Origin of the sequence: Mycobacterium novum (assembly GCF_010726505.1) — a bacterium.
In the GTDB taxonomy this organism is placed as follows: Bacteria; Actinomycetota; Actinomycetes; order Mycobacteriales; family Mycobacteriaceae; genus Mycobacterium; species Mycobacterium algericum.
Genome location: NZ_AP022562.1, coordinates 981,089 through 1,006,290 on the forward strand (window position 1 = coordinate 981,089; position 25,202 = coordinate 1,006,290).

Consider the following 25,202-nt stretch of genomic DNA (forward strand, 5'->3'; position numbering starts at 1 on the left):
GCAGATACCGATAGCGGGACTTCTGCAAAAGAATAGCGCCTAATCTGTGTCGGCTCCAAAATGGCACAGCCGGCGGTTCAGCGAGGCTCGACGGAGGAGAGGCGAAACTGGGACCGCCGCATCGGGCCGGCTACCACCACCGGGACGCCCGCCTTGACGCGACACCAGCGGTACCGGCTAACCTACCGGTTGGTTGAGTGATGGGATTGCGCATGACAGCAGCGGTTCGAATCGGTAACTGCTCAGGCTTCTACGGCGACCGGCACGCGGCGATGCACGAAATGCTCACCGGGGGCGACCTGGACTACCTCACCGGCGACTACCTGGCCGAGCTGACCATGCTGATCCTGGGGCGCGATCGGCTGAAGCATCCGGAACGCGGGTACGCCAAGACCTTCCTGACCCAACTCGAACAATGCCTCGGACTCGCCCGTGACCAGGGCGTTCGCATCGTGGCCAACGCCGGCGGGCTCAATCCGGCCGGCCTGGCCGACGCGGTGCGGGAACTGGCCGACCGGCTCGGCATCCCGGTGCGGGTGGCCCACGTCGAAGGCGACGACCTGCTCCCCCGCGCCACCGAGCTCGGGCTGGGCACTCCGCTGACCGCCAACGCCTACCTGGGCGGCTGGGGCATCGCCGAGTGCTTGGCCGGCGGAGCGGACGTGGTGATCACCGGGCGGGTCACCGACGCCTCGTTGACCGTCGGACCCGCCGCCGCGCACTTCGGCTGGGCCCGCACCGACTATGACCGGCTCGCCGGCGCGGTGGTGGCCGGTCACGTCACCGAATGCGGCATCCAGGCCAGCGGCGGCAACTACGCCTTCTTCACCGAGATTCCCACCGAGCAGCTGCTGCATCCCGGTTTCCCGCTCGCCGAGATCCACGCCGACGGATCATCGGTGATCACCAAGCATCCCGGCACCGGCGGGCTGGTCAGCGTCGACACCGTCACCGCGCAGCTGCTCTACGAGGTCACCGGGGCCCGCTACGCCAACCCCGACGTCACCGCCCGGATCGACAGCATCGAGCTGTCACCCGACGGCCCGGACCGGGTCCGCATCTCCGGCGTGACCGGCGAGCCGCCCCCACCCACCTGCAAGGTGTCGCTCAACAGCATCGGCGGGTTCCGCAACTCCACCACCTTCGTACTGACCGGCCTGGACATCGAGGCCAAGGCCGAACTGGTCCGCACCCAGCTGGAGGCGGCGCTGCGGGTGCGTCCGGCCGAGCTGCAATGGACATTGGCCCGCACCGACCATCCCGACGCCGACACCGAGGAGACCGCCAGCGCGCTGCTGCACTGCGTGGTGCGCGACCCCGACCCGGCCAACGTGGGCCGCAAGTTCTCCGCGGCCGGCGTCGAGCTCGCGCTGGCCAGCTACCCGGGGTTCTGCGTCACCGCCCCGCCCGGTGACGGCCAGGTCTACGGGGTGTTCACCCCCGGCTACGTCGACGCCACCGCGGTGCCCCATGTCGCGGTACACGCCGACGGCACCCGGGTCGACATCCCGGCCGCGTCGGAAACACTCGAGCTGGCGCCCGCCGCCGAGCCGGCGCTGCCCGAGCCGTTGCCGGCCGGGCCGACGCGGCGCGCGCCGCTGGGACTGATCGCCGGCGCCCGCAGCGGCGACAAGGGCGGCTCCGCCAATGTCGGGGTCTGGGTGCGCACCGACGAGCAGTGGCGCTGGCTGGCGCACACGCTGACCACCGAGATGTTGCAGAAGCTGCTGCCCGAGACCGGCCCCTTGCCGGTCACCCGGCATCTGCTGCCCAAGTTGCGCGCGGTGAACTTCGTCATCGAGGGCATCCTCGGCCAAGGCGTGGCCTACCAGGCCCGATTCGACCCGCAGGCCAAGGGGCTGGGCGAATGGCTGCGCAGCCGTCACCTCGAGATACCCGAACAGCTGCTGTCAGAAAGGGCACCGTGAGTATCTGGACCAGCACCGAGCGCCAAGCGCTGCGCAAGACCGTGCGCGGTTTCGTCGAACGCGAGATCTCCCCGCACATCGACGAGTGGGAACGCAGCGGCGAGCTACCGCGCGAACTGCACCGCAAGGCCGCCGAGGTCGGCTTGCTGGGCGCGGGCTTCCCCGAGGAGGTCGGCGGCAGCGGCGGGGACGGTGCCGACGCGGTAATCGTCTGCGAGGAGATGCACCAGGCGGGAGCACCCGGCGGCGTTTTCGCCTCCCTGTTCACCTGCGGTATCGCGGTGCCGCACATGATCGCCTCGGGCGACACGAGGCTGATCGAGGAGTTCGTGCGCCCCACCTTGGCCGGGGAGAAGATCGGGTCGCTGGCCATCACCGAGCCCGGGGGCGGCTCGGATGTCGGGCACCTGCGCACCACCGCGCGCCTGGACGGCGATCACTACGTGGTCAACGGCTCCAAGACCTTCATCACCTCCGCGGTCCGCGCCGACTACGTCGTCACCGCGGTGCGCACCGGCGGCCCCGGCGCGGCCGGGGTGTCGCTGCTGGTGGTCGAGAAGGGCACGCCGGGGTTTGAGGTGAGTCGCAAGCTGGAGAAGATGGGCTGGCGATCCTCGGACACCGCCGAGCTGTCCTACGTCGACGCCCGGGTGCCGGTGGCCAACCTGGTCGGCGTCGAGAACACCGGATTCGCCCAGATCGCCGCCGCGTTCGTCTCCGAACGGGTCGGGCTGGCCGCGCAGGCGTACGCCAGCGCACAGCGCTGCCTGGACCTGACCCTGGCGTGGTGCCGGGACCGGGAGACCTTCGGCCGGCCGCTGATCTCGCGGCAGGCGGTGCAGAACACGCTGGCCGAGATGGCGCGCCGGATCGACGTCGCCCGGGTCTACACCCGCCACGTCGTCGAGCGCCAACTGGCCGGGGAGTTCAACCTCATCGCCGAGGTGTGTTTCGCCAAGAACACCGCGGTGGAGGCCGGTGAGTGGGTGGCCCACCAGGCGGTGCAGTTGTTCGGGGGCATGGGTTATATGGCCGAGTCCGAGGTGGAGCGTCAGTATCGGGACATGCGCATCATCGGCATCGGCGGTGGAACCACCGAGATCCTGACCTCACTGGCCGCCAAAACGCTGGGATACCAATCGTGACCACCCTCAAGTCCACCCTTGACCCCTCCTCCCCCGCCTACACCGAAGCGGCGGCGGCGCTGACCGACAAGCTCGCCGAGATCGATGCCGAGCACGCCAAGGCACTCGCCGGCGGCGGACCGAAGTACGTCGAACGGCACCACGCCCGGGGCAAGCTGACCGCCCGGGAGCGCATCGAGCTGCTCATCGACGCCGACTCGCCCTTCCTTGAGCTGTGCCCGCTGGCCGCCTGGGGCAGCGACTTCCAGGTCGGTGCCAGCGTGGTCACCGGAATCGGTGCGGTCAGCGGCGTCGAGTGCATGATCATCGCCAACGACCCGACGGTCAAAGGCGGTACGTCGAATCCGTGGACGCTGCGAAAGATTCTGCGGGCCAACCAGATCGCCTTCGAGAACCGGCTTCCGCTGATCTCCCTGGTGGAATCCGGCGGGGCGGACCTGCCCACCCAGAAGGAAGTCTTCATCCCCGGCGGTCAGATGTTCCGCGACCTGACCCGGCTGTCGGCCGCCGGCATCCCGACCATCGCGCTGGTGTTCGGCAACTCCACCGCCGGCGGGGCCTATGTGCCGGGCATGTCCGACCACGTGGTGATGATCCGGGAACGCTCGAAAGTGTTCCTGGCCGGCCCGCCGCTGGTGAAGATGGCCACCGGCGAGGAGTCCGACGACGAATCACTCGGTGGCGCCGAGATGCACTCCCGCACGTCCGGCCTGGGCGACTACTTCGCCAACGACGAGCTCGACGCATTGCGCATCGGCCGCCGGATCGTGGCCCGGCTGAATTGGGTCAAGCAGGGCCCGAAGCCGGCTGCGGTCGTCGAGCCGAAGTACGACGCCGACGAGCTGATCGGCATCGTGCCGGCCGATCTGCGCATCCCGTTCGATCCGCGGGAGGTGATCGCCCGCATCGTCGACGGCTCGGACTTCGACGAGTTCAAGGCCATGTACGGCTCGTCGCTCATCACCGGCTGGGCCCGGCTGCACGGGTATCCGATCGGCATCCTGGCCAACGCGCGCGGGGTGCTGTTCAGCGAGGAATCCCAGAAGGCGACCCAGTTCATCCAGCTGGCCAACCGGTCTGACACCCCACTGTTGTTCCTGCACAACACCACCGGGTACATGGTCGGCAAGGCCTATGAAGAGGGCGGCATGATCAAGCACGGCTCGATGATGATCAACGCCGTGTCGAACTCGACGGTGCCGCACATCTCGCTGCTGATCGGGGCCTCCTACGGCGCCGGGCATTACGGCATGTGCGGGCGGGCCTACGATCCGCGGTTCCTGTTCGCCTGGCCGAGCTCCAAAGCCGCGGTGATGGGCGGCACACAGCTGGCCGGGGTCATCTCGATCGTGAGCCGCGCCGCTGCCGAGGCCCGCGGCCAGCAGGTGGACGAGGCGGCCGACGCCGCGCTGCGGGCCGCGATCGAAGCCCAGATCGAGGCGGAGTCGCTGCCGATGTTCCTGTCCGGCCGGCTCTACGACGACGGGGTGATCGACCCGCGCGACACCCGCACCGTGCTGGGAATGTGTTTGTCCGCCATTGCCAATGGCCCGGTCGAGGGGACGTCGAACTTCGGCGTCTTCCGGATGTGAGCGCGATGAGCGCTTGCGCGAAGAGCCGAAAGTGGAGTCAATGATCAGCAATGTCCTGGTGGCCAATCGCGGCGAGATCGCCCGTCGGGTCTTCGCCACCTGCCGCCGGCTGGGGCTGGGCACCGTCGCGGTCTACACCGACCCCGACGCCGCCATGCCGCACGTCGCCGAAGCCGACGCGAAAGTTCGGCTGCCGCAGACCACGTCCTACCTGTCGGCCGAGGCGATCATCGACGCGGCCCGTGCCGCCGGGGCCGACGCCATCCACCCCGGCTACGGATTCCTGTCCGAGAACGCCGATTTCGCCGCTGCAGTGCAGGACGCCGGGTTGACCTGGATCGGGCCGCCGGTGGCCGCGGTGACCTCGATGGGATCCAAGATCGAGTCGAAGAAGATGATGGCCGCCGCCGGCGTGCCGGTCCTGGAAGAACTGGACCCGGCATCGGTCACCGCCGAACAACTTCCGGTGCTGGTGAAGGCCTCCGCCGGCGGCGGCGGCCGCGGCATGCGGGTGGTCACCGAACTGTCGGCCCTGGCCGACGAGGTCGCGGCCGCCCAGCGCGAGGCCGCCTCGGCATTCGGTGACCCCACGGTGTTCTGCGAGCGCTACCTGCCGACCGGCCACCACATCGAGGTCCAGGTGATGGCCGATGCGCACGGCACGGTGTGGGCGGTCGGTGAGCGGGAATGCTCGATTCAGCGCCGTCACCAGAAGGTCCTCGAGGAGGCGCCCTCTCCCCTGGTGGCGCGCACCCCGGGCATGCGCGCCAAACTCTTCGAGGCGGCCCGGCTGGCGGCGAGCGCGATCGGCTACACCGGCGCCGGCACGGTGGAGTTCTTGGCCGACTCCCGCGGCGAGTTCTACTTCCTGGAGATGAACACCCGGCTGCAGGTCGAGCACCCGGTCACCGAGGAGACCACCGGCGTCGACCTGGTCGAACTGCAGATCGCGGTGGCCGACGGCGCCCGGCTCGACCCCGAACCCCCGCCGGCCCATGGGTATTCGATCGAGGTGCGGCTCTACGCCGAAGACCCGGGCAGCGGCTGGCAGCCGCAGGCCGGCACGGTGCACGCCGTCGACGTGCCCGGCGTCGCGGCGCAGTTCGGCTCGCTGTGCCGACACACCGGCATCCGGCTGGACTCCGGTGTCGTCGACGGATCGACCGTCTCGATCCACTACGACCCGATGCTGGCCAAGGTGATCAGCTACGCGCCGACCCGCCGGCAGGCGGCCACGGTGCTGGCGAGCGCGCTGGCCCGCACCCGACTGCACGGGTTGCGCACCAACCGCGATCTGCTGGTCAACGTGCTGCGCCACCCGGCGTTCCTGGACGGGGCAACCGACACGGCGTTCTTCGACACCCACGGCCTGGCCGAACTGTCCGCGCCGCTGGCCGACACGGCGACGGTGCGCACCGCGGCGGTCGCTGCCGCGCTGGCCGACGCCGCACACAACCGGGCCACCGCCCAGGCGTTCGGCTCCGTTCCCGGCGGCTGGCGCAACGTGCCGTCTGGATTTCAGACCAAGACCTACGCCGCCGACGACGGCACCGAGCATCGGATCGAATACCGTTTCACCCGAACCGGATTGATCGTCAAGGACTGCGATGTCAGGCTGGTCTCGGCCGGCCCCGACGAGGTGGTGCTGGCCGACCCGGCCGGTGTCGCCCGCACCTTCACCGTCGCGCGCTACGGCTCCGACATCTACGTCGACTCCCCAGCCGGCGGCGTGCACCTGGTGGCGTTGCCTCGCTTCCCGGACCCCGAATCGGCCGTCGAACAGGGATCACTGCTGGCACCGATGCCCGGCAACGTCATCCGACTGGGCGCCGGACTGGGTGATGCGGTGACCGCCGGCCAACCGCTGATCTGGCTGGAAGCCATGAAGATGGAGCACACCATCAGCGCGCCGTCGGACGGGGTGCTCACCCAACTCGACGTCAAGCCCGGCGACCAGGTAGAGGTCGGTGCCGTGCTGGCCCGTGTCGAACAGCAAGCAGAAGGAGACCCAGAATGAGCGACACCAGCTTCATCGAAAACGACGAACGCCGCGCCCTGCGCGATGCCGTCGCGGCGATGGCCTCGAACTACGGCCAGGACTACTACCTGGAGAAGGCCCGCGCCGGGCAGCACACCGACGAACTGTGGAACGAGGCCGGCAAACTCGGCTTCATCGGCGTCAACCTACCCGAGGAGTACGGCGGTGGCGGCGCCGGCATGTACGAACTGTCGCTGGTCATGGAAGAGATGTCGGCCAACGGGTGCGCGCTGCTGATGATGGTCGTCTCGCCTGCCATCAACGGCACCATCATCTCCAAGTTCGGCACCGACGAGCAGAAGAAGCGGTGGATCCCCGGCATCGCCGATGGATCGCTGACCATGGCGTTCGCCATCACCGAACCGGACGCCGGATCGAACTCGCACAAGATCACCACCACCGCGCGCCGCGACGGGTCCGACTGGATCCTCAAGGGCCAGAAGACCTTCATCTCCGGTATCGACCAGGCGCAGGCGGTACTGGTGGTCGGCCGCAGCGAAGACGCCAAGACCGGCAACCTGCGGCCCGCCCTGTTCGTGATCCCCACCGACACCCCCGGATTGACCTACACCCCGATCGAGATGGAGCTGGTCAGCCCGGAGCGCCAGTTTCAGGTGTTCCTCGACGACGTTCGGCTGCCGGCCGACGCGCTGGTGGGCTCCGAGGACGCCGCCATCGCGCAACTGTTCGCCGGGCTGAACCCCGAACGCATCATGGGCGCGGCCAGCGCGGTCGGCATGGGCCGCTTCGCGATCGGCAAGGCCGTCGACTACGTCAACACCCGTCAGGTCTGGAAGACCCCGATCGGGGCGCACCAGGGCCTGTCGCATCCGCTGGCTGCCAATCACATCGAGATCCAGTTGGCCAAGCTGATGATGCAGAAGGCGGCGACGTTGTACGACGCCGGCGACGACTTCGGGGCCGCGGAGGCGGCCAACATGGCCAAATACGCCGCCGGCGAGGCGTCGACACGGGCGGTCGACCAGGCGGTGCAGTCGCTCGGTGGTAACGGCCTGACCAAGGAATACGGCATCGCCGCGGCGATCACCTCGTCTCGGCTGGCCCGCATCGCGCCGGTGAGCCGGGAGATGATCCTGAACTTCGTCGCGCAGACGTCGCTGGGCCTGCCCCGGTCGTACTGATGGATACGCTGGTTTCCTACACCGGTCCCGAGGACACCGCAGACGGCTCGGCCCGGCTGACCCTGGACTCGCCGCACAACCGCAACGCGCTGTCGAGCAGGCTGGTCGCCCAGCTGCACGCGGGCCTGCGCGACGCCGCGGCCGACCCGAACGTGCGGGTGGTGGTGCTCGGACACACCGGCAAGACGTTCTGCGCCGGAGCCGACCTGTCCGAAGCGGCCGGTGGGGACCCCGGCGAGCTCGCCGCCGACCGGGCCCGTGAGATGGCGGCGCTGCTGCGGGCGATCGTCGAGTCGCCGCGACCGGTGATCGCCGCGGTCAACGGCCACGTACGCGCCGGCGGCATGGGGCTGGTCGGCGCGTGCGATATCGCGGTCGCCGGGCCGGCCAGCACCTTCGCGCTGACCGAGGCCCGGATCGGCGTGGCGCCGTCGATCATCTCCCTGACGCTGCTGCCGAAGCTGTCGGCCAGGGCAGCGGCGCGCTACTACCTGACCGGGGAGAAATTCGGCGCCGCCGAAGCCGCGAAGATCGGGCTGATCACGCTGGCCGCCGAGGATGTGGAGGCGACCGTCGCGGGCCTGGTCGCCGATCTGCGGCTCGGATCTCCGCAGGGGCTGGCGGCCTCCAAGGCGCTGACCACCGCGGCGGTACTGGCCGGGTTCGACCGGGATGCCGAACGGCTCAGCGTCGCCTCAGCGCGGATGTTCGTCTCCGCGGAGGCCCGCGAAGGCATGCTCGCCTTCCTGCAGAAGCGTCCCCCCAGCTGGGCCGGCTGACACCCTCACGCCGGCCCGTCGCGCTCCGGTTCGCCGGGCACTTTGGGGCAACCCTGCTCGTGGCAAATCAGTTCGTCGTAGGCTGTCTAGCCAATGAGAAACTCAGCCCGGCGAAGCGACGAGACCCACGGCACGCCCTCGCGTGCCGCGGACACCGACCGGATCCAGCTGGCGCAGCTGCTCGGCGACGCCGCTGCGCAGGGCCAACTGCCGATGAGCGAGTATGAGGACCGGCTGGCCAAGGCCTATGCGGCGCAGACCTACGACGAGCTCGACCGGCTGCGTGCCGACCTTCCGGGTTCTTCGGTATGCCCGCACCGCGGCGGCGACTGCAAACCCGCGCCCTCGACACTGCTGCTGGCGATCATGAGTTCGTTCGAGCGGCGCGGGCGGTGGAACGTACCCAAGCGGCTGACCACGTTCTCGCTGTGGGGCGGCGGCGTCATCGACCTGCGCTACGCCGACTTCACCGCACCCGACGTCGAGATCAACGCCTACTCGATCATGGGCGGGCAGACCATTCTGTTGCCGCCGGAAGTCAACGTCGACATCCAGGGGCATGGCGTCATGGGCGGCTTCGACCAGCGTGTCGAGGGCCGGGGCACGCCGGGCGCCCCGACGGTGCGAATCCGCGGCTTTGCACTGTGGGGCGGAGTGGGCATCAAGCGCAAACAGCGCAAGTCGCGCAGCTGAGGGTGCTAGGGCCTCCGTCGACTGATCACGACGGCGGATCGCGGTAGAGCGCCGGATCGTCGAGCTGGCCCAGTAGTGCGGTCAACTGGTCCACGAGCTGATCGGGCTGCAGGTGTATGTCACCGGCCAGCCAGGCACCGATCGTCTGTGCCACCCCGCCGACCACGAAATGGGCGGCCGCCTTGATCCGGTCGTTGCCCGGCACCCGGAGCACGTTTTCGACGTGGCGGCCGGACAGCATCGCGAACAGCGCACTCGACTGCGCCCGTTTGCGTACCAGCAACGCGTTGGTCAGCCGGGTGCTGAACAAGATCCTGCCGACACGGGCGTCTCCGGCGATGGCCGCCACCAGGTGGGCCATGCCGGCGCGCGTCTGTTCGGCGGGAGGCGCCGCGGCCACGGCCTCCTGGGTGCTGGCGGCCAGGTCATTGACCACCCACTCGAAGACAGCCGCGACGAACTCGTCCTTGTCGGTGAAACTCTCGTAGAAATAGCGGGACGCCACCCCGGCCCGGCGGCACAGCGCGCGAACGGTCAATGCGGGCATCTCGCGCCCGCCGAGCAGATCGAGGCCGGCGACTAGCAGCCGTTCTCGGCGTTCGGCCAGCCGATCTGCGGCCTGCACCCCCCGGTACGGGCGCTCCGGCGCAACGCTCCCCATACCCACCATGTTGACAGCGGGCCCCAGGCTCGGCAATATCAGGAAACCGATGTTCTCACAATTGCGAGGGGTGCAGCCATGACGATCAGCGAACCGATCCCGTTGGTGGAGCGTTCGGTGAGCGATTCGACGAGCACACAACCCGCACCTCATCGGCGGTCGTTGCTGCCGCAGGTCTCCTGCACCGACAACATGATGATGGGTGTGGCGCTGTTGGCCGGGCCCGCCAACGTGATCATGCAACTCGCCCGTCCCGGCGTGGGTTATGGCGTGCTGGAGAGCCGCGTCGAAAGCGGGCGCGTCGACCTGCATCCGATCAAGCGGGCTCGCACCACGTTCACCTATCTGGTCGTCGCCACCCAGGGCAGCGACGAGCAGAAGGCCGCGTTCCGCGAGGCGGTCAACAGTGCGCACCGCCAGGTTCGCTCGACGGCCGACAGCCCGGTGAAGTACAACGCCTTCGACCGCGATCTGCAGCTGTGGGTGGGCGCCTGCCTGTACAAGGGCAACGTCGACGTGCACCGTATCTTCCTCGGTGAGATGGACGACGAGCACGCCGACCGGCACTACCACAATGAGGGCAAGGCCATGGCCACCATGCTCCAGGTCCCCGAGGACATGTGGCCGGCGGATCGGGCCGCTTTCGACCGGTACTGGCAGGAGCAGCTGGACAAGGTGCACATCGACGACACCGTCCGCGACTACCTGCTTCCCATCGCCGCCAGCCGATTGCGCGGCATGACCCTGCCGGGACCGCTGCAGCGGGCGAACGAACGGCTCGCCCTGTTGATCACCACCGGATTCCTGCCGCAGCGCTTCCGCGACGAGATGCAGTTGCCGTGGGACGCGGACAAGCAACGCCAGTTCGACCGGTTGATGGGCGTGATTCGAGGGGTCAACAACCTGCTGCCGAAATTCCTGCGCGGCTTCCCGTTCAATGTGCTGCTGTGGGACGTCGACCGGCGTATCCGCACCGGCCGCCCGCTGGTGTAGCGACCGGGTGAATTGACGCCTGCCCACCGATCGCTACGCTCTTACAGAGCTGGTGCACCAGGAAGGCGGTAGGCGATGCACGTCGACCCTCAGGCATTGCGCACCGGGGCCAACGTGTCCGATGACGCCGGTGGCCACGCCCGCAACGGTGCGCAGCGGCTGGGATCCGCCGGTGTGGCCGCCGGGATTTTCGGCGACTTCGACGACGCACACAGCTTCCACGCCGCGTTGGGCAGCGCCAAGGACGGCCACCGCGACGCGCTGCAGGGCCACCATCAGAACCTGACCGGCATCGCCGAGAACGTGCGCACCGCCGCGACGGCCTTCACCCGCATGGACAACGACAACGCCGAACAACTGCGAGACGTAATCGGGCCCGGCCCCGGGCCGTGAGGCGTGCGCCTGCCCGCCCCGTGACCCTGCCCTGCCAGAATGGCCTCATGGTCGAGCAGAGCCTCTGGATGCAAAAGGTCGCCGCCGATCCCGGGCACTCACAGTGGTATATCGAGCGCTTCCGTCAAATGGCCCGCGCCGGTAACGATCTGGCCGGCGAAGCACGATTCATCGACGCGATGGCGTCGCGTGGCGCTCGCATCCTCGATGCCGGCTGCGGCCCGGGCCGGGTGGCCGGCCTGTTGTCCGCGGCCGGTCACGACGTGGTGGGTGTCGACGTCGATCCGGAGCTCATCGAGGCGGCCGAACACGATCATCCGGGCCCGCGCTACCTGGTCGGTGACCTGGCCGAACTCGACCTGCCCGCTCGCGGTATCCCCGAACCGTTCGAGGTGATCGTGTCAGCCGGCAATGTCATGACGTTCGTGGCACCGAGCACCCGCGTCGAGGTGCTGCGCCGGTTGCGCGCGCACTGCGCCGACGACGGACGAACCGTGATCGGTTTCGGCGCCGATCGGGACTATGAGTTCGACCAGTTCCTCGACGACGCGGCGACCACCGGATTCGCGGTCGACCTGCTGCTGGGCACCTGGGATCTGCGGCCCTTCACCGCCGATTCCGACTTTCTGGTCGCCGTGCTGCGCCCAGGTCAGCGCGAAGCCTGATCCTCCTCCTCGGTGAGCTCGACCAACTGGTCGACGGCCAGCACCTCGGTCATGTCCTGCTCCTGGTAGGCCAGTCGACCCACCCGGTGGGCGACAACCGGCGCCGTGATCAGGGTGAAGATGATGCTCACGGTCACCATCCCGGCATCGTGGCTGCCGCGTAGCCGGATCAACGCGGCGACCAGCACCAATATCAGTCCCAGCACCTGCGGTTTGGTGGCCGAATGCATCCGGGCCAACGTGTCCGGGAAGCGCACCACCCCGATCGCCGCGGTCAGCGCCAGCACCGCCCCGGCAAGACCCAACACACTGGCGAACAGGTCGAGCACGATCATGACTGCCCCCCCGAGTCCAGCGGCGTGTCCGGCACCCGGAAGCGGGCCACACTGACCGATCCGATGAAGCCGACCAGGGCCAGCGCCGCCAGGCTGTAGGTCACGGTGGTGTCCCGGCTGACCGCAGCCCAAATACCGATGCCGCACATGGTCATCGCGGCCAGCGTGTCCAAGGCCACCAGTCGGTCCAGCGTGCTGGGCCCGGCCAGCAGCCGATACATGGTGATGACCGCCGCGAAACCCAGCAGAACGCCCGCGGTGCCCCAGATCACGGTCATGCGCCTGCTCCCGCCGGCAGCCAGTCCTCGTCGCGCTCGAACGCGTCGATCAACAGCCGCTCCACCTGCGCGGCCTGGTGGTAGAACCGCTCGACGGAACGAGCATTTCCAACATCGATCACGTGGCAATACAGGATGCGCCGTACCTGGTCGATCTCCAGCACCATCGATCCGGGAATCAGCGTGGTGATGCCGGCCGCCAACACCAACACCAGATCCGATTTGATGGTCAGCGGCACCCGCAGCACCCCGGTCTGCGGCGGTGGGCCGGGTCTGATCGCCAACCACATCAACTGGCCACTGGACACCACCAGGTACCACGCGAACAGCCCCAGCAGCTTGAGTGCCGACCACGGATGCACCTTGCCCTGCACCGGTACCGGCGGCAGTGGCAGCAGCACCATGATGACCACGGCGACCGCGATCCCGACGACGAGGTTGGGGATCGTGAAGCGGCCCCACAGCAACGTCCAGATGATGGACAGGCCACACAACGCAGCGATCCGTAGCGCGATCGGCCTCACGGCGCACCTCCTGCCAACACGGCCGAGATGTATTCACCACGGTCGAGCACCTCGGCTGCGGCGCGTTCCGCATAACCGAAGATCGGGCCCGCCATGACGGTGAACGCCAGCCCCAGCACGATCAGCCCGACCGTCGGCACCACCATCCCGATGGGCATCCGGCCCACGTCAGCGCGGTCGTCGAAGGCGACCTCGCCGATGTCATCGAGCAGCACCGGCGGTGCGGCGCGCACCAGCTCTCCCTCGGGAGCATCGCTGCGCAACCGCCAGAACGCCCGGGTCCACACCCGCGCCAGCACGAACAGGGTCAGCAGGCTGGTCACCACCGCGCCGCCCACCAGACACCAGGCCAGCACCGACCCGTCACGAACCCCGGCCTGCAATACCGCCGTCTTGCCGATGAAGCCCGAGAACGGCGGAATACCACCGAGATTGAACGCCGGGGCCAGGAACATGAACGCCAGCAACGGATTGGCCACCAAACCGCCGAGCCGTTTCAGCGACGACGCGCCGCCCTGGCGTTCGATCAAGCCGGCCGCCAAGAACAATGTCGTCATCACGATGATGTGGTGCATCACATAGAAAATGGCGCCGGCCATACCCAACTCGCTCGACAACGCCACCCCGAACACCATGAAACCGATGTGGCTGACCAGCGTGAAGGACAGCACCCGTTTGATATCACTTTGCGCGATGGCGCCGAAAATACCGATCAGCATGGTCAGCAGCGCCCCGACCAGCAGCACCGAGTCCAGCCCAGCATCGGGAAACAGCAGCGAATGTGCCCGGATGATCGCGTAGACACCGACTTTGGTCAGGATGCCGGCGAACACGGCGGTGATCGGGGCGGGCGCGGTGGGATAGGAATCGGGCAACCAGGCCGACAGCGGGAAGACCGCGGCTTTGATGCCGAAGCCCACCAGGAACACCGCGAATACCGCACTGCGGGTGCCGTCGGGCATGCCGGTGGCGCGAACGGCCAGCTCAGCCAGGTTCAGCGTGCCGGTCGAGGCATAAACCAAGGCAATGCCGAGCAGGAAGATCAACGACGACGTCATCGACACCATCACGTAGCCGATACCGGCCCGGATCCGTTCGGCGCTGGCACCGATGGTCAGCAACACGAAGCTCGCGGCCAACAGCATCTCGAACCCGACGAAGAGGTTGAACAGGTCACCGGCCAGGAACGCCAGGGAGACGCCGGCCGACAGCGTCAGATACGTGGGCAGGAAGATCGACACCGGCTGACGGTCGTCACCGTCGCGGACACCCTGGCCGATGGCGTAGACGATCACCGCCAGCAGCACGACCGCCGACACGATCAACATCAGCGCCGATAACCGGTCGACCACCAGGGTGATGCCGAGCGGCCCGCGTCCACCCTCGGTCGGGCCCCAGCCGCCGACGTGCAACGCCAGGGTGCCCTCTCGGTCGGACAGGAACAGCAGTGCGGCGGTGACCGCGACATCCGCGGCCAACGTACCGATGGTGATCGGCTGCTGCAGCTTGGGACGCCGGCCGACGATGAGGGTCAGCGCAGCACCCAGTGTGGGCAGTAGCACCGGAAGCGGGATCAGGGCAGCAGCGATACTCACCGCGACACCCCGCTTTCGGCGACGGTGCTTTCCACGACGGCGTCCAATTCACCGGGTGCGACCGGCTCACTGTGGTCGGCCTCGGCGGCGATGATCTCCTCGTCGGAGAGCTGGGACAGCCGGATCGCCTCCTCGTCGTCACCGATGTCGTCGTCGGTGGTCAGGTGGTAGGAGCGGTAGGTCAGGGCCAGCACGAAGGCGGCGATGCCCATGGTGATGACGATGGCGGTCAACACCATCGCCTGGGCGAGCGGGTCGGCGTCGTTTTCCATGCCCTCGGTGCTGTTGTAGATCGGCGGGCTGCCGCCCGGCCCGGAAACATCGATGATCAGCAAATTGATGGCATTGCCGATCATCATCAGGCCCAGTAGCGCGCGGGTGAGGTTGCGCTCCAGCAGCATGTACACCCCGCAGGAGGTGAGCCCGGCGGCCATCAGCAGCGGAACCAGGTGTGCGGTCATGGTGTCCTCACCACCGAGCGCTGCGCAGGTCGCTGCTCGGCCACCTGGTCGAGACGGGCGCCGAGACTGCGCAGGACGTCGAGCACCATGCCGACCACGACCAGATACACCCCCACATCGAAGAACAACGAAGTCACCAGCTTGACCTGACCCACTATCGGCAGGCTGAACGACAGCGCCGCCGACGACAGCACCGGCGCACCGAGGAACAACGACGCCAGCGCCGTGGCCGCCACCAGGCTCAGGCCCACGCCCAGGATCTTGCCGGAGTCCAGCGGCAGCGTCTCACCGAGCTCGTATCGCCCGCCCGCCAGGTAGCGCAGCGCCAGCGCCAGTCCAGCGGCCAGCCCGCCGGCGAAACCGCCGCCCGGATTGTTGTGTCCGGCGAACAGGAAATAAACCGACACCACCATGATCAGCGGGAAGATCATCCGACTCGCGACCTCCAACACCAGCGACCGCTGATTGGGATCGTGGTAGGCGCTACCGCGCAGCCAGGTGGTGGACCCGATCGCCGGGCTGTACGGGGTGGCGATTCCGGGATCCATCCGATGTGCATCGGGATCGGCAGTCCGTGGCGCGCGGCCGAACCGCCGGGTTCGGAACACCATCGAGGCCACCCCGGTCGCGGCTACCAGCAACACCGATATCTCCCCGAGGGTGTCCCACGCGCGGATGTCGACCAGGATGACGTTGACCGTGTTGGCGCCGTAGCCGCGCAGATACGCCGCGGCGGGCAACAGACCGGCGACCCCATCGCTGGTGCGGGCCGCCATCGCGAACGCCCCCAGCACAGCGACGCTGGCGCCGACCATGATGGACAGCACCGCGCGCGACAGCCGGTTCGTCTCCATGGTGGGACGCGCGGTCTCTGCCGGCAGCGTCCGCAGCACCAGCACGAAAATCACCACGGTCACGGTCTCGACGAGCAACTGGGTCAATGCCAGGTCGGGCGCGCCGTGGAAGGCGAACGCCACGGCGCAGCCGTACCCGGTCACCCCGACCATCAGCACCGCAGACAGCCGGTTGCGAGCCAGGGTCGCACCGACCCCGCCCGCCACCACCAGCACGGCCACGGTGAGCTGCAACGGGGTATCCCACAGCTGCAGATCGATCCGGTCGCGCGCGCCCAGCATCAGCGCGGCCAGCGGCAGCACCACCAGCGTGACGAATATCACCGCTTGGTTGAACGGTAGCGAACCGCGCTGGGTGATCGCGGTCAGCCGGACCGCGACCACATCGAGCAGCCGGATGAAGTCGTCGTACATTTCGTCAGCCTTGCCCAGCGGAAGTCGGCGCAGCCGGGTGAGGCCCAGCGGGCCGCGCGCGGCGAATACACCGAAGCCCACCAGCAACACCGTCGCCGAGAGCAGTACCGGCAGTCCCGCGCCGTGCCACAACGCAAGGTGGTAGCCGGAGCCGTCGGGCATCGTGTCGGCGTAGCCGTGCAACACCGTGTCCAGCCCGATCGACCACAACCCGAGGCCTAGGCTGGTGGCGGCCAACACCGCGGGGGCTGCCAAGAACGCCGCAGTCGGTCGGTGCATTTCGGCGACGTGGGTACTGGGCTCGGGCAGGCCCTTGTCGGCGAAGCCGCCCCAGACGAACCGCGCGCTGTAGATCACGGTGAACACCGAGGCGAGCACCGCGGCACCCAATACGTATGGACTGGAAGAGCCCAACGACGGGGCTCCGGCCTCGGTCCCGAAAATCGTCTCCTTGGCGATGAAACCCACGAAGGGCGGTACCCCGGCCATGCTGGCGGCCGCAGCCGCGGCAACCACGAAGAGTCCGGGAGCGCGGCGACCCAAGCCGGCCAACTCCCGCAGGTCGCGGGTCCCGGTGGCATGGTCGATGATCCCCACCACCATGAACAGCGTCGCTTTGGCCGCTGCGTGCGCACACATGGCGGTCAGGCCGGCCAACATCAGGTCGCCGCCACCGGCGCCGACCAGCGTGATGATCAAACCCAACTGGCTGACGGTGCTGTAGGCCAGCAGCAGCTTCAAGTCGTATTCGCGGACGGCACGCCAGCCGGCGAGCAGGGCGGTGGCCAAGCCCAGCACCAGCACCGTCGGCCGCCATCCCGGTGAGTCGGCGAACGCCGGCGTCAGCCGCGCCACCAGATAGATCCCGGCCTTGACCATCGCCGCGGCGTGCAGGTAGGCGCTGACCGGCGTCGGCGCGGCCATCGCGCCCGGCAGCCAGAAATGCAACGGGATGATCGCCGACTTGCTGAGCGCCCCGACCAGGACCAACAGCACGCCGACGGTGACTACCGTGCCGGACGGCGGACTGGCCACCAGCTCCGAGAGCAGGTATGTACCCGCCGTCTCGCCCAGCATGATGACGCCGACGAGCATCGCCAGGCCACCGGCGGTGGTCACCACCAACGCCTGGATGGCAGCGCGGCGGTTGACGGCACGTTCGGCGTAGTGGCCGATCAGCAGGAACGACAACACCGTGGTCAGTTCCCAGAACACGTACAGCACCAGCATGTTGTCGGCGACCATCAGGCCGAACATGGATCCGGCGAATCCGACCATCTTCGCGGCGAAGCTGGGCAGCCTCGGATCGAGGTCACAGTGAGGGCTGGCGGGGCGGAAGTACTCGGCGCAGTAGAACAGCACCAGGGCGCCGATCCCCAATGCCAGCACGCTCATGATCGCGGCCAGCGAGTCGAAGCGCAGGTCGATATCCATCGACAGCCCGGGCACCCATGACACCGTCGTTCGGTGATCGTCGGCCGGGCCGGTGGGCCAGTTCACCACCACCCACAGCAGCGATACCAACGGGATCGCTCCCAGCGGATAGAACGCCGCTCGTCCCCATCTGCGCACCATCAGCGGCGCCAAAGCCGTGCCGACTGTATGGGCAAGCAGTATCGCTAGCATCACGCTCCACGGGACAAATTGATCCCGGTAACGGAATCAGTTCTGGTACGGCTCGTCGGACATATGAGCGGCGCCGGGCGGCACCGCAGGCGGCCGCGGCAACGACAGGCGCGTCGAGTCCAGCTCAAACGTACCCTGAATCGCCCGCCTCGGCTCAATCCAGTTTCTGCGGCAAAACCGTCGAGCGCCATGGAATACAACCCCCATTCGGTGCGGGTTCGGACCCCTACGGCGACGACCGGCGGCGTCTCGCTGCGCCCGCCGCTAGGCCTCGATCAGGCCGGCTCGGATCGCATAACGGGTGAGCGCCAAGCGGTCGCGCAAGCCGAGCTTCTGCAGCGTATTCGTCCGATGGCGGTCAACCGTCTTGGCACTGATACCAAGTGTTTTCGCAATCTCGCGCGCCGACAAACCCTCGGCGATCAGCTTCAGCACCTCCTCCTCGCGGGGCGTGAGGATGTTGTCCGGCAAGTCATCGCCGTGCCGTGACCGGTGCAGATAGTCCCGGATCAGCGCGGTCACCGCCCCGGCGTACAGAAACGGTTCGCCGCGCATCGTCGCCCGGCAGGCCTCGAGCAGGTCGCGGTCGGCGACGGATTTCAGCACGTAGCCCGATGCCCCCGCCTTGAGCGCTTCGAAGAAGTACTGCTCGTTGTCGTGCATCGACAGCATCAGCACCCGGACATGGGGATGGCTGCGGTTGATCTCGCGCGCGGCCTGCAGCCCGGTCATCCGGGGCATCGCGATATCAAGGATCGCCAGATCGACCGGCGTGTTCTGCAGCGCCGCCAGCGCCTCGGACCCGTCAGCCGCTTCGGCCACCACACACAGGTCGGGCTCGGCATCCAGGATCATCCGCAGCCCGCTACGCACCAGGGCGTGGTCATCGGCGAGCATGATGCGGGCCGGCGGCGCCATTACCGGCCTCCGTCGCTCAGTCGGGCCGGCACCGTCAGCCGGACTTCGGTTCCCTCGTTGCTCGGCGAGGTGATTGTCAGGGTGGCCTGCACCAGCAGGGCGCGTTCTCGCATTCCGGTGATCCCGGCGCCTTCTGCACTCACGCCGCCCTTGCCGTTGTCGGCGATCCGCAGCGTCAGCTTTGATGCGGCATCGATGTGCAGGTCCAGCCATGCCTTCTGCGCTCCGGAATGGCGGGCGATGTTGGTCAGGCTCTCCTGGGCGATGCGATAGCAGACCAGGCTGACGTCGGGACTCACCTGGTCGGCGTGCGAGCTGATCTGTTTGACGACGTCGATGCCGGTCGCCTGGGTGAATTGGTTACACAGGGCTTGCAGTGCACTGCGCAGCCCGAGGTCATCCAGCGCGTCCGGGCGTAGCCGGCGGGCGATGCTGCGCACTTCGTCGAGACTGGCCCGCACGATTTCCTGGGCGTCCCCGAGGTCCCCGCGAATCTCCGCGGGTGCGGCGTCGACCGCACGCTTGAGCGTGAGCAGCGCGACAGTGAGGGTTTGGCCGATCTGGTCGTGCAATTCCCGGGCGATCCGCTGCCGCTCGTTCTCCTGCACGGTCAGCACCGACGCGTTCGACGAGGCCCGCTCCGTTTCCAGCCGGTCCAGCATGGCGTTGAAGGATTTGATGAGGTGATGCAGGTCGCCGGCGCCCGGGTCGTGCACGCGGTCACTGGGATGGGGCGGATCGACTCGCCGCATTGACGCGGCGAGCCGATCCAGGGGGGCAAGACTCGATCGCAACAGCAGTGCGTTGGCGCCCACCACGATGGCCAGCCCGATGACAAGAACCGGGATCTCGGCCGGCTGGATGCGCGTCGACACCCTTGCCGGGGACATGGCAAGCACCAGCGTGCCCAGGGTGAAGACCAGACCATTGATCAGCACGACCCGGCGAAACAGCCCACGCGCAGGCGGGCGCGCCCGCCGCCGAAACCTGTCGACGACCGCTGTCCAACGGTGCATGCCACCACCATCGTCTCCGCAGCACCCCGTTGTCCATACGGGTTGCAGCGCTCCCCGAATGGGTGTCAAACACCATGGCGACCGAGCGGTTGCCGCTCGGAGAATGGAATTGCGCCCAGCGCTGCGCGACAATTGACGGCGCCCAGCGACCCGGGGTGTCGAGCGCATCGGTGAGTTCTGGGCGGGTTAGATCGAGGGATCAGACCGTAGAGTAACCCACATCACCCCAGATGACCCAGTAAACGGAGGGATGCAACCGCCATGAATCGCATTGCCCGGGCGCATCCACCGGCTACCGGTGACAGCGTGGTCCGGATGCCGCGCCCTGCCCGGGGCTGAGAAATGGATTTCGCGGCGTTACCACCGGAGGTCAACTCCGGTCTGATGTATGCGGGCGCGGGCCCGGCATCGATGTTGACTGCTGCCACGGCCTGGGACGGGCTGGCCACCGAGCTCCACCTGGCCGCCACGGCCTACGAGTCAGTGGTCACCGAACTGACGAGCGGGCCCTGGCTGGGACCCTCGGCCGCAGCCATGGCGGCTTCGATCACCCCGTTCGTGTCGTGGTTGAACATGACCTCGGTCCAGGCCGAGAAGACCGGCATGCAAGCCAAGGCCGCCGTGGCCGCCTACGAGGCCACCTTCGCCACGGTGGTGCCGCCACCGGCGATCGCGGCCAACCGCGCTGCGTTGATGACGCTGCTGGCCACCAACATATTGGGCCAGAACGCGGCGGCCATCGCGGCCAACGAAGCCGAATACGCCGCGATGTGGGCCCAGGACGCCAGCGCCATGTACAGCTATGCGTCGCTGTCGGCGACCGCCACCGAGATGGAGCCGTTCCAGCCGCCGCCGCACACCGCCAACCCGGCCGGGCCGCTCAACGGCTCGGAGGCCGCCGGACTCAACTCGGCCGCCAACACGGCCCAGACGCTGCCGTCAAAGCTGGCCTCGGCGCTGCCGGGCTCATCCGATGCCGGTTCGCAGTTTCCGGCCATGCTGGCACAGGCCGACGTGCCGACGGGGCCCTTCGACTGGCTGGGCATCATCGCCGACGAGACCGCTCTCGGCATCGCCCTGCCGCTGTCGATTCTCGGCGTTTGGCTGGCGGGCGCCGCGATGTACTTCGCGGAGCTGGACTCTCGCGAGATCTTCGATACCCAGGACATTCTCCGCGGCGGCCAACGGAGCATCCTGGAGGCGCTGGGCCAGATCGGCGGTTTCGCGGAGCTGCCCGGCACCGAGAACCTTCGGGTGCCCCACGCCTCGGTGGTGGCCGCCTTGGCCGAGGGGTTCCCCCTCGGAGCGCTCTCGGTGCCCCTCAGTTGGGCGGAGTTGGCCCCGGAGATCCGTCATGCCAGCTTCTCGACGCCGCTCAGCGCTGCCGGTTCACCGACGCCGGCCGGACTGGGGACGGCTTTCGGTCAGATGGCGCTGGCGGGCATGGGCGGCAGCGCGTTGGCCGGCGCCGTCAACCAGAACCGAGGCCAACAGACCAAGACGCCGGAAGCCGGCAAGGCGGCACCGGCGGCGTCGGTGGATCCGGCGGCAGCGGAGTCGGGCCCAGGCGCACCGGTGGCCGCAGCGCACTCACCGGCGAGCTCGGTCGTCGAACTGGCAGCCGGGATCCGCGAGCTCGGCGAACTGCACGACGCCGGCTATCTGACCGAGGCGGAGTTCGCCGAACAGAAGCGGCGACTGCTGGCGCGGGGATGATCAGCGGCGCCGTGACCGCAGGTAGTCGCCGACCACGGCCGCGCCCAGCCCGTCGAGTTCTGGCACCACGACCCGGCCCGCAACGCGTCGCGCCACCTGGTCGATGAACCGGGCCAGTCCGGGGTCGTCGCCGAGCCGGAAGATCGTCACCTGCGCACCGAGGCGGGCCACGTCGTCGAACCCCTTGACGGTGTGGGCGATGGTCCGCGGGTGGGGCGGGTAATCAAAAAACACCGCAGAACCCGTCCCTTCCCCGCGAAAATCCTCCAGGTGCGCGGTCGGTTCGCCGTCGGTGACCACCAGCACCACCGGCTGGGCGTTGGGGTGCCGGCGCAGGTGCCGGCCGGCCAGCGCCAGTGCGTGATGCAGGTTGGTGCCCTGCTCGTAGACGCCCTCCAGGCCGGTCAGCTCGGCGGCCGTCACGGTGCGCGCGTAGCGCCCGAAAGCGATGATCTGCAACGCATCCGAGCGGAACCGGGTGCTGATCAGGTGGTGCAACGCCAGCGCGGTGCGCTTCATCGGCAGCCAGCGGTTGTCCATCACCATCGAGAACGAGGTGTCCACCAGCAGCGCGACGGCCGACTGGGTGCGGGTCTCGGTCTCGGAGACCTCGACGTCCTCGACGCTGATCGAGAGGCGCGAACCGAGCCCGGCGCTGTCCCCATGCGGCGGTCCCAGCTTCGCCTCTCCTCCGTCGAGCCTCGCTGAACCGCCGGCGACCTGCCGCAGCACCGTATTGGTCAGGGTGCGGGTGACGTTCCAGGGCTCGGTGTCACCGAACTGCCAGGGCCGCGTGGCCCCGGTCAGTTCACCGGCCGCCCCGGCCCGACGATGGTCACGCTCGCCGCGGCGCCCCGAGAGTTGGCGCGCCACATCGCGCAGCGCCGTCTCGCCGAGCCGGCGCATCGCCTTGGGGGAAAGCCGCCACTGTCCATCGGAGCTGCGATCCAGGAAACCCTGATTGAGCAGTGCGCGTTCCAGCTCGGCCAGCGTCCGCGCATCGACCGCAGCCTGGTCGCCGAGCTGGCGGGCCAGCGCGTCCAGATCGACGTCGTCCATGCTCGCGCCCGGATAGGCCTGCGACAGTTGCTCGGCCAACTGCTCGAGTTCGGCGATGTCGCTCAACGCCTGGGCGCCCTCCCCCATGCCGAGCGGGTTGTTGCCGGAGAACTCCGATGAGCCGCTCCAGTCCTCGCCCGGTCGGGCGGCCTGCAGATGTGCATCCAGGCGCCCCAGCGCCTGCTGCAGCGATGGGGAGCCGAATGCCTGCTCCGCCAACGCATCCAGTTCGGCGCGCTGCTCGGCGCTCAAGCTGTTGCGGAAACGTTGCGCAGCGGCGGCCCGCTGGGCCAGCGAATCGAGCAACTCCTCGACGTTGCGCGGGTTCTCCGGGAAGAACTCGCCGTGCTTGGTCATGAAGTCTTGAAAGTCCTGCTGGGTGTCCTCGCCGCGAGAATGCTTGTCCAACAGGTCGTTGAGGTCATCCAGCATGTCGGTGACCCGTTGCCGGTCTTCGTCGGTGGCACCCTCCAGCGCCTGTTTCATTCCGGCGAAGCGCTGGTCGAGCATCTCACGGCCGAGCAGATCCTTGATCTTCTCATAGGACTCCCGGGCCTCGCTGCTGCGCCAGTTGTACTCCGACAGCTCCTGCACCGCCTTGGCCGGCGACGGTGACAGCGCCTCGATCTGCATCTCGGCGAACCGGGCGTCGTCATCGAGTGCGCGCGCCAGCTCCTTGCGTTCGGCCAGCACCGCCTCGTCGAGCAGCTTCTTGACCTCGGCCAGGGTTCCGTCGAGATTGTTGCGCCGCAACAGTTCCCGGCGGCGCCGCTGCGCCTCGGCGGCCAGCCGGTCGGCACCCGTCATGGTTTTGGTGCCGCGCCGCAGCAGCTCCTGCAGTGCTCGTCGTGGCGACGTCCCCTCCATGACGTCGCGACCGATTTCCTCCAGCGCCTCGGCCAGGTCGACCGGAGGCGCCAACGGGTCCGGCCCACCGGTGTAGGCCGAATACCGGGAGCCGTGACTTCTAGCCATAAACGGTTTCGCCCTCGTCCGAGGTCTTGTCGATGCGCTTGGCCAGATACAGGGCCTCCAAGGCCAATTCGAGCGCCGCGGCACGTTCGCCGTCGGATTCGGCACCTAACCGCTGCGCGATGGCGTCGATCACCGGCAGATCCGGCAGCGCCGCCAGCACCGCCTTCGCCGACACCCGCTCCCCGGTCGTCACCGCCGCGTTCTCGACCGCCGCCACCAGCGGCCCGACGTCGATCCCGCCCAGCGCCCGCGACGCGGTATCCGCGGTGGCCCGGCGCAGCAGATGCTCCAGTACCGCCTGCTCGCGACCCTCTTCGCCGGATTCGAACTCCAGCTTGCCGCGCAGCACGTCGACGATGGTGCCCAGATCGACCACCCGGGCCACCGAATCGGTCTCGCCCAGCACCGCACCGCGGTGCCGCGCCGAAGCGGCCACGGTCTCCGCCGCCGCGATCGCGAACCGCGCCGAGACCCCCGACCGCTGATCCACCGAGCGGGACTCGCGCAGGTAGCGGGCGAACCGTGCCAGCACCGCCAGCAGATAGTCGGGGACCTGCGCGCTCAGGTGGGCCTCCTGGGCGATCACGCCGACCTCCGCGTCGAGTTCCAGCGGGTAGTGGGTGCGGACCTCGGCGCCGAACCGGTCTTTGAGCGGGGTGATGATGCGGCCGCGGTTGGTGTAGTCCTCCGGGTTGGCGCTGGCCACCACCAGCACGTCCAGCGGCAACCGCAGCGTGTAGCCGCGCACCTGGATGTCGCGTTCCTCCATCACGTTGAGCATCGCCACCTGGATGCGCTCGGCGAGGTCGGGCAGTTCGTTGACGGCGACGATGCCGCGGTGCGCGCGCGGGATCAGCCCGTAGGCGATGGTCTCGGGATCACCCAGGCTGCGTCCCTCGGCGACCTTGATCGGGTCGATGTCGCCGACCAGGTCGGCCACGCTGGTGTCCGGGGTGGCCAGCTTCTCGGTGTAGCGCTCGCTGCGGTGCCGCCAGGCCACCGGGAGGTTGTCGCCGAGCTCGGCGGCCCGCCGGATCGACTCCGGGGTGATCGGCGAATACGGGTGCTCGCCGAGTTCGGCACCGGCGATCACCGGCGTCCACTCGTCGAGCAACCCGGTCAGTGCCCGCAGCAGCCGGGTCTTGCCTTGGCCGCGTTCCCCGAGCAGCACGATGTCGTGGCCGGCGATCAGCGCCCGCTCCAGTTGCGGCAGCACGGTGTCTTCGAATCCGAAGATGCCGGGCCAGACGGTCGCGGCGTCGTCGCCGTCGGCGAGGCGGGCCAGCAGGTTCTCGGCGATCTCCTGCTTGACCCCCCTTTCGCGGTGGCCGGCGGCATGTAGTTCGCCGAGAGTGGTGGGCAGATCGTGCGGGGTAGTCAGCGCGGTCACCACTCCACGCTA

General features: G+C 68.4%; 22 protein-coding genes. 11 read left to right on the top strand and 11 right to left on the bottom strand.

The features are described 5' to 3' along the window. The first annotated feature begins 212 nt into the window (after positions 1 to 212). The 7 genes from G6N19_RS04545 to G6N19_RS04575 all read left to right on the top strand — a co-directional run bounded on the left by G6N19_RS04545 (position 213) and on the right by G6N19_RS04575 (position 9,317). Positions 213 to 1,928, top strand: a complete 1,716-nt coding sequence (locus tag G6N19_RS04545; RefSeq protein ID WP_193465852.1) for an acyclic terpene utilization AtuA family protein — start codon at positions 213 to 215, stop codon at positions 1,926 to 1,928. After that, positions 1,925 to 3,073 (top strand): acyl-CoA dehydrogenase family protein, encoded by a 1,149-nt coding sequence (locus G6N19_RS04550; protein ID WP_013827871.1) that lies wholly within the window; start codon positions 1,925 to 1,927, stop codon positions 3,071 to 3,073. The genes G6N19_RS04545 and G6N19_RS04550 overlap by 4 nt, the downstream gene beginning before the upstream one ends. Next, the gene (locus G6N19_RS04555) at positions 3,070 to 4,665 is read left to right on the top strand and encodes an acyl-CoA carboxylase subunit beta (RefSeq protein WP_013827870.1); all 1,596 of its coding nucleotides are present in this window, start codon (positions 3,070 to 3,072) and stop codon (positions 4,663 to 4,665) included. Before G6N19_RS04550 ends, G6N19_RS04555 begins: the two co-directional genes overlap by 4 nt. A gap of 40 nt (positions 4,666 to 4,705) precedes the next feature. Beyond that, positions 4,706 to 6,682, top strand: a complete 1,977-nt coding sequence (locus tag G6N19_RS04560; RefSeq protein WP_013827869.1) for an acetyl/propionyl/methylcrotonyl-CoA carboxylase subunit alpha — start codon at positions 4,706 to 4,708, stop codon at positions 6,680 to 6,682. Then, positions 6,679 to 7,845: an acyl-CoA dehydrogenase family protein gene (locus G6N19_RS04565; RefSeq protein ID WP_013827868.1), complete on the top strand. Its 1,167-nt coding sequence runs from the start codon at positions 6,679 to 6,681 to the stop codon at positions 7,843 to 7,845. Before G6N19_RS04560 ends, G6N19_RS04565 begins: the two co-directional genes overlap by 4 nt. Continuing rightward, a complete protein-coding gene (locus tag G6N19_RS04570) occupies positions 7,845 to 8,624 on the top strand; it encodes an enoyl-CoA hydratase family protein (RefSeq protein ID WP_193465853.1) in 780 nt (259 codons plus the stop codon). Before G6N19_RS04565 ends, G6N19_RS04570 begins: the two co-directional genes overlap by 1 nt. Positions 8,625 to 8,717: 93 nt before the next feature. Further along, complete coding sequence (locus G6N19_RS04575; RefSeq protein WP_013827866.1) at positions 8,718 to 9,317, top strand: DUF1707 SHOCT-like domain-containing protein; 600 nt, start codon at positions 8,718 to 8,720, stop codon at positions 9,315 to 9,317. 25 nt (positions 9,318 to 9,342) lie between these two features. Here the strand turns inward: G6N19_RS04575 and G6N19_RS04580 are convergent, their stop codons facing one another. Next, positions 9,343 to 9,987 (bottom strand): TetR/AcrR family transcriptional regulator, encoded by a 645-nt coding sequence (locus tag G6N19_RS04580; protein WP_041317239.1) that lies wholly within the window; start codon positions 9,985 to 9,987, stop codon positions 9,343 to 9,345. Positions 9,988 to 10,056: 69 nt separating this feature from the next. On the opposite strand from G6N19_RS04580, the gene G6N19_RS04585 reads away from it, so the two are divergent. From G6N19_RS04585 to G6N19_RS04595, 3 genes are all read left to right on the top strand, one after another. Beyond that, complete coding sequence (locus G6N19_RS04585) at positions 10,057 to 10,971, top strand: oxygenase MpaB family protein (protein WP_013827864.1); 915 nt, start codon at positions 10,057 to 10,059, stop codon at positions 10,969 to 10,971. Between the two features lie 75 nt (positions 10,972 to 11,046). After that, a complete protein-coding gene (locus G6N19_RS04590) occupies positions 11,047 to 11,364 on the top strand; it encodes a DUF2563 family protein (protein WP_013827863.1) in 318 nt (105 codons plus the stop codon). A 47-nt stretch (positions 11,365 to 11,411) separates the two neighbouring features. Beyond that, positions 11,412 to 12,029, top strand: coding sequence for a class I SAM-dependent methyltransferase (locus G6N19_RS04595; protein ID WP_013827862.1), 618 nt, complete (start codon positions 11,412 to 11,414; stop codon positions 12,027 to 12,029). On the opposite strand, the gene mnhG is transcribed toward G6N19_RS04595, so the two are convergent. From mnhG to G6N19_RS04635, 8 genes are all read right to left on the bottom strand, one after another. Next, positions 12,014 to 12,364 (bottom strand): monovalent cation/H(+) antiporter subunit G, encoded by a 351-nt coding sequence (gene mnhG, locus G6N19_RS04600; RefSeq protein WP_013827861.1) that lies wholly within the window; start codon positions 12,362 to 12,364, stop codon positions 12,014 to 12,016. The genes G6N19_RS04595 and mnhG overlap by 16 nt on opposite strands. After that, positions 12,361 to 12,642 (bottom strand): monovalent cation/H+ antiporter complex subunit F, encoded by a 282-nt coding sequence (locus tag G6N19_RS04605; RefSeq protein WP_013827860.1) that lies wholly within the window; start codon positions 12,640 to 12,642, stop codon positions 12,361 to 12,363. Before G6N19_RS04605 ends, mnhG begins: the two co-directional genes overlap by 4 nt. Next, positions 12,639 to 13,166: a Na+/H+ antiporter subunit E gene (locus G6N19_RS04610; protein WP_193465854.1), complete on the bottom strand. Its 528-nt coding sequence runs from the start codon at positions 13,164 to 13,166 to the stop codon at positions 12,639 to 12,641. The genes G6N19_RS04605 and G6N19_RS04610 overlap by 4 nt, the downstream gene beginning before the upstream one ends. Next, positions 13,163 to 14,761, bottom strand: coding sequence for a Na+/H+ antiporter subunit D (locus tag G6N19_RS04615; protein WP_013827858.1), 1,599 nt, complete (start codon positions 14,759 to 14,761; stop codon positions 13,163 to 13,165). The genes G6N19_RS04610 and G6N19_RS04615 overlap by 4 nt, the downstream gene beginning before the upstream one ends. Further along, positions 14,758 to 15,222, bottom strand: a complete 465-nt coding sequence (locus G6N19_RS04620) for a Na(+)/H(+) antiporter subunit C (protein ID WP_013827857.1) — start codon at positions 15,220 to 15,222, stop codon at positions 14,758 to 14,760. The genes G6N19_RS04615 and G6N19_RS04620 overlap by 4 nt, the downstream gene beginning before the upstream one ends. Then, complete coding sequence (locus G6N19_RS04625) at positions 15,219 to 18,116, bottom strand: Na+/H+ antiporter subunit A (RefSeq protein WP_041317232.1); 2,898 nt, start codon at positions 18,114 to 18,116, stop codon at positions 15,219 to 15,221. The genes G6N19_RS04620 and G6N19_RS04625 overlap by 4 nt, the downstream gene beginning before the upstream one ends. Positions 18,117 to 18,380: 264 nt before the next feature. After that, positions 18,381 to 19,034: a response regulator transcription factor gene (locus G6N19_RS04630; protein ID WP_013827855.1), complete on the bottom strand. Its 654-nt coding sequence runs from the start codon at positions 19,032 to 19,034 to the stop codon at positions 18,381 to 18,383. Then, entirely contained in the window at positions 19,034 to 20,050 is a 1,017-nt protein-coding gene (locus tag G6N19_RS04635) for a HAMP domain-containing sensor histidine kinase (RefSeq protein WP_193465855.1), read from the bottom strand. Before G6N19_RS04635 ends, G6N19_RS04630 begins: the two co-directional genes overlap by 1 nt. 342 nt (positions 20,051 to 20,392) lie before the next feature. Here G6N19_RS04635 and G6N19_RS21530 point away from each other — a divergent pair, with 342 nt between their 5' ends. Further along, positions 20,393 to 21,766 (top strand): PPE family protein, SVP subgroup, encoded by a 1,374-nt coding sequence (locus G6N19_RS21530; protein ID WP_193465856.1) that lies wholly within the window; start codon positions 20,393 to 20,395, stop codon positions 21,764 to 21,766. On the opposite strand, the gene G6N19_RS04645 is transcribed toward G6N19_RS21530, so the two are convergent. Then, complete coding sequence (locus tag G6N19_RS04645; protein ID WP_193465857.1) at positions 21,767 to 23,800, bottom strand: vWA domain-containing protein; 2,034 nt, start codon at positions 23,798 to 23,800, stop codon at positions 21,767 to 21,769. Beyond that, entirely contained in the window at positions 23,793 to 25,181 is a 1,389-nt protein-coding gene (locus tag G6N19_RS04650; RefSeq protein WP_193466299.1) for a sigma 54-interacting transcriptional regulator, read from the bottom strand. The genes G6N19_RS04645 and G6N19_RS04650 overlap by 8 nt, the downstream gene beginning before the upstream one ends. Between the last annotated feature and the right edge of the window lie 21 nt (positions 25,182 to 25,202).

What these genes read in the sequence shown, in the direction of transcription:
- G6N19_RS04545 (WP_193465852.1), top strand. Translation starts at nt 213, where the DNA reads ATGACAGCAGCGGTTCGAATCGGTAACTGCTCAGGCTTCTACGGCGAC.
- G6N19_RS04560 (WP_013827869.1), top strand. Translation starts at nt 4,706, where the DNA reads ATGATCAGCAATGTCCTGGTGGCCAATCGCGGCGAGATCGCCCGTCGG.
- G6N19_RS04565 (WP_013827868.1), top strand. Translation starts at nt 6,679, where the DNA reads ATGAGCGACACCAGCTTCATCGAAAACGACGAACGCCGCGCCCTGCGC.
- G6N19_RS04570 (WP_193465853.1), top strand. Translation starts at nt 7,845, where the DNA reads ATGGATACGCTGGTTTCCTACACCGGTCCCGAGGACACCGCAGACGGC.
- G6N19_RS04575 (WP_013827866.1), top strand. Translation starts at nt 8,718, where the DNA reads ATGAGAAACTCAGCCCGGCGAAGCGACGAGACCCACGGCACGCCCTCG.
- G6N19_RS04580 (WP_041317239.1), bottom strand. Translation starts at nt 9,987, where the DNA reads ATGGTGGGTATGGGGAGCGTTGCGCCGGAGCGCCCGTACCGGGGGGTG.
- G6N19_RS04585 (WP_013827864.1), top strand. Translation starts at nt 10,057, where the DNA reads ATGACGATCAGCGAACCGATCCCGTTGGTGGAGCGTTCGGTGAGCGAT.
- G6N19_RS04590 (WP_013827863.1), top strand. Translation starts at nt 11,047, where the DNA reads ATGCACGTCGACCCTCAGGCATTGCGCACCGGGGCCAACGTGTCCGAT.
- G6N19_RS04595 (WP_013827862.1), top strand. Translation starts at nt 11,412, where the DNA reads ATGGTCGAGCAGAGCCTCTGGATGCAAAAGGTCGCCGCCGATCCCGGG.
- mnhG (WP_013827861.1), bottom strand. Translation starts at nt 12,364, where the DNA reads ATGATCGTGCTCGACCTGTTCGCCAGTGTGTTGGGTCTTGCCGGGGCG.
- G6N19_RS04605 (WP_013827860.1), bottom strand. Translation starts at nt 12,642, where the DNA reads ATGACCGTGATCTGGGGCACCGCGGGCGTTCTGCTGGGTTTCGCGGCG.
- G6N19_RS04620 (WP_013827857.1), bottom strand. Translation starts at nt 15,222, where the DNA reads ATGACCGCACACCTGGTTCCGCTGCTGATGGCCGCCGGGCTCACCTCC.
- G6N19_RS04625 (WP_041317232.1), bottom strand. Translation starts at nt 18,116, where the DNA reads ATGCTAGCGATACTGCTTGCCCATACAGTCGGCACGGCTTTGGCGCCG.
- G6N19_RS04630 (WP_013827855.1), bottom strand. Translation starts at nt 19,034, where the DNA reads ATGGCGCCGCCGGCCCGCATCATGCTCGCCGATGACCACGCCCTGGTG.
- G6N19_RS04635 (WP_193465855.1), bottom strand. Translation starts at nt 20,050, where the DNA reads ATGCACCGTTGGACAGCGGTCGTCGACAGGTTTCGGCGGCGGGCGCGC.
- G6N19_RS21530 (WP_193465856.1), top strand. Translation starts at nt 20,393, where the DNA reads ATGGATTTCGCGGCGTTACCACCGGAGGTCAACTCCGGTCTGATGTAT.
- G6N19_RS04645 (WP_193465857.1), bottom strand. Translation starts at nt 23,800, where the DNA reads ATGGCTAGAAGTCACGGCTCCCGGTATTCGGCCTACACCGGTGGGCCG.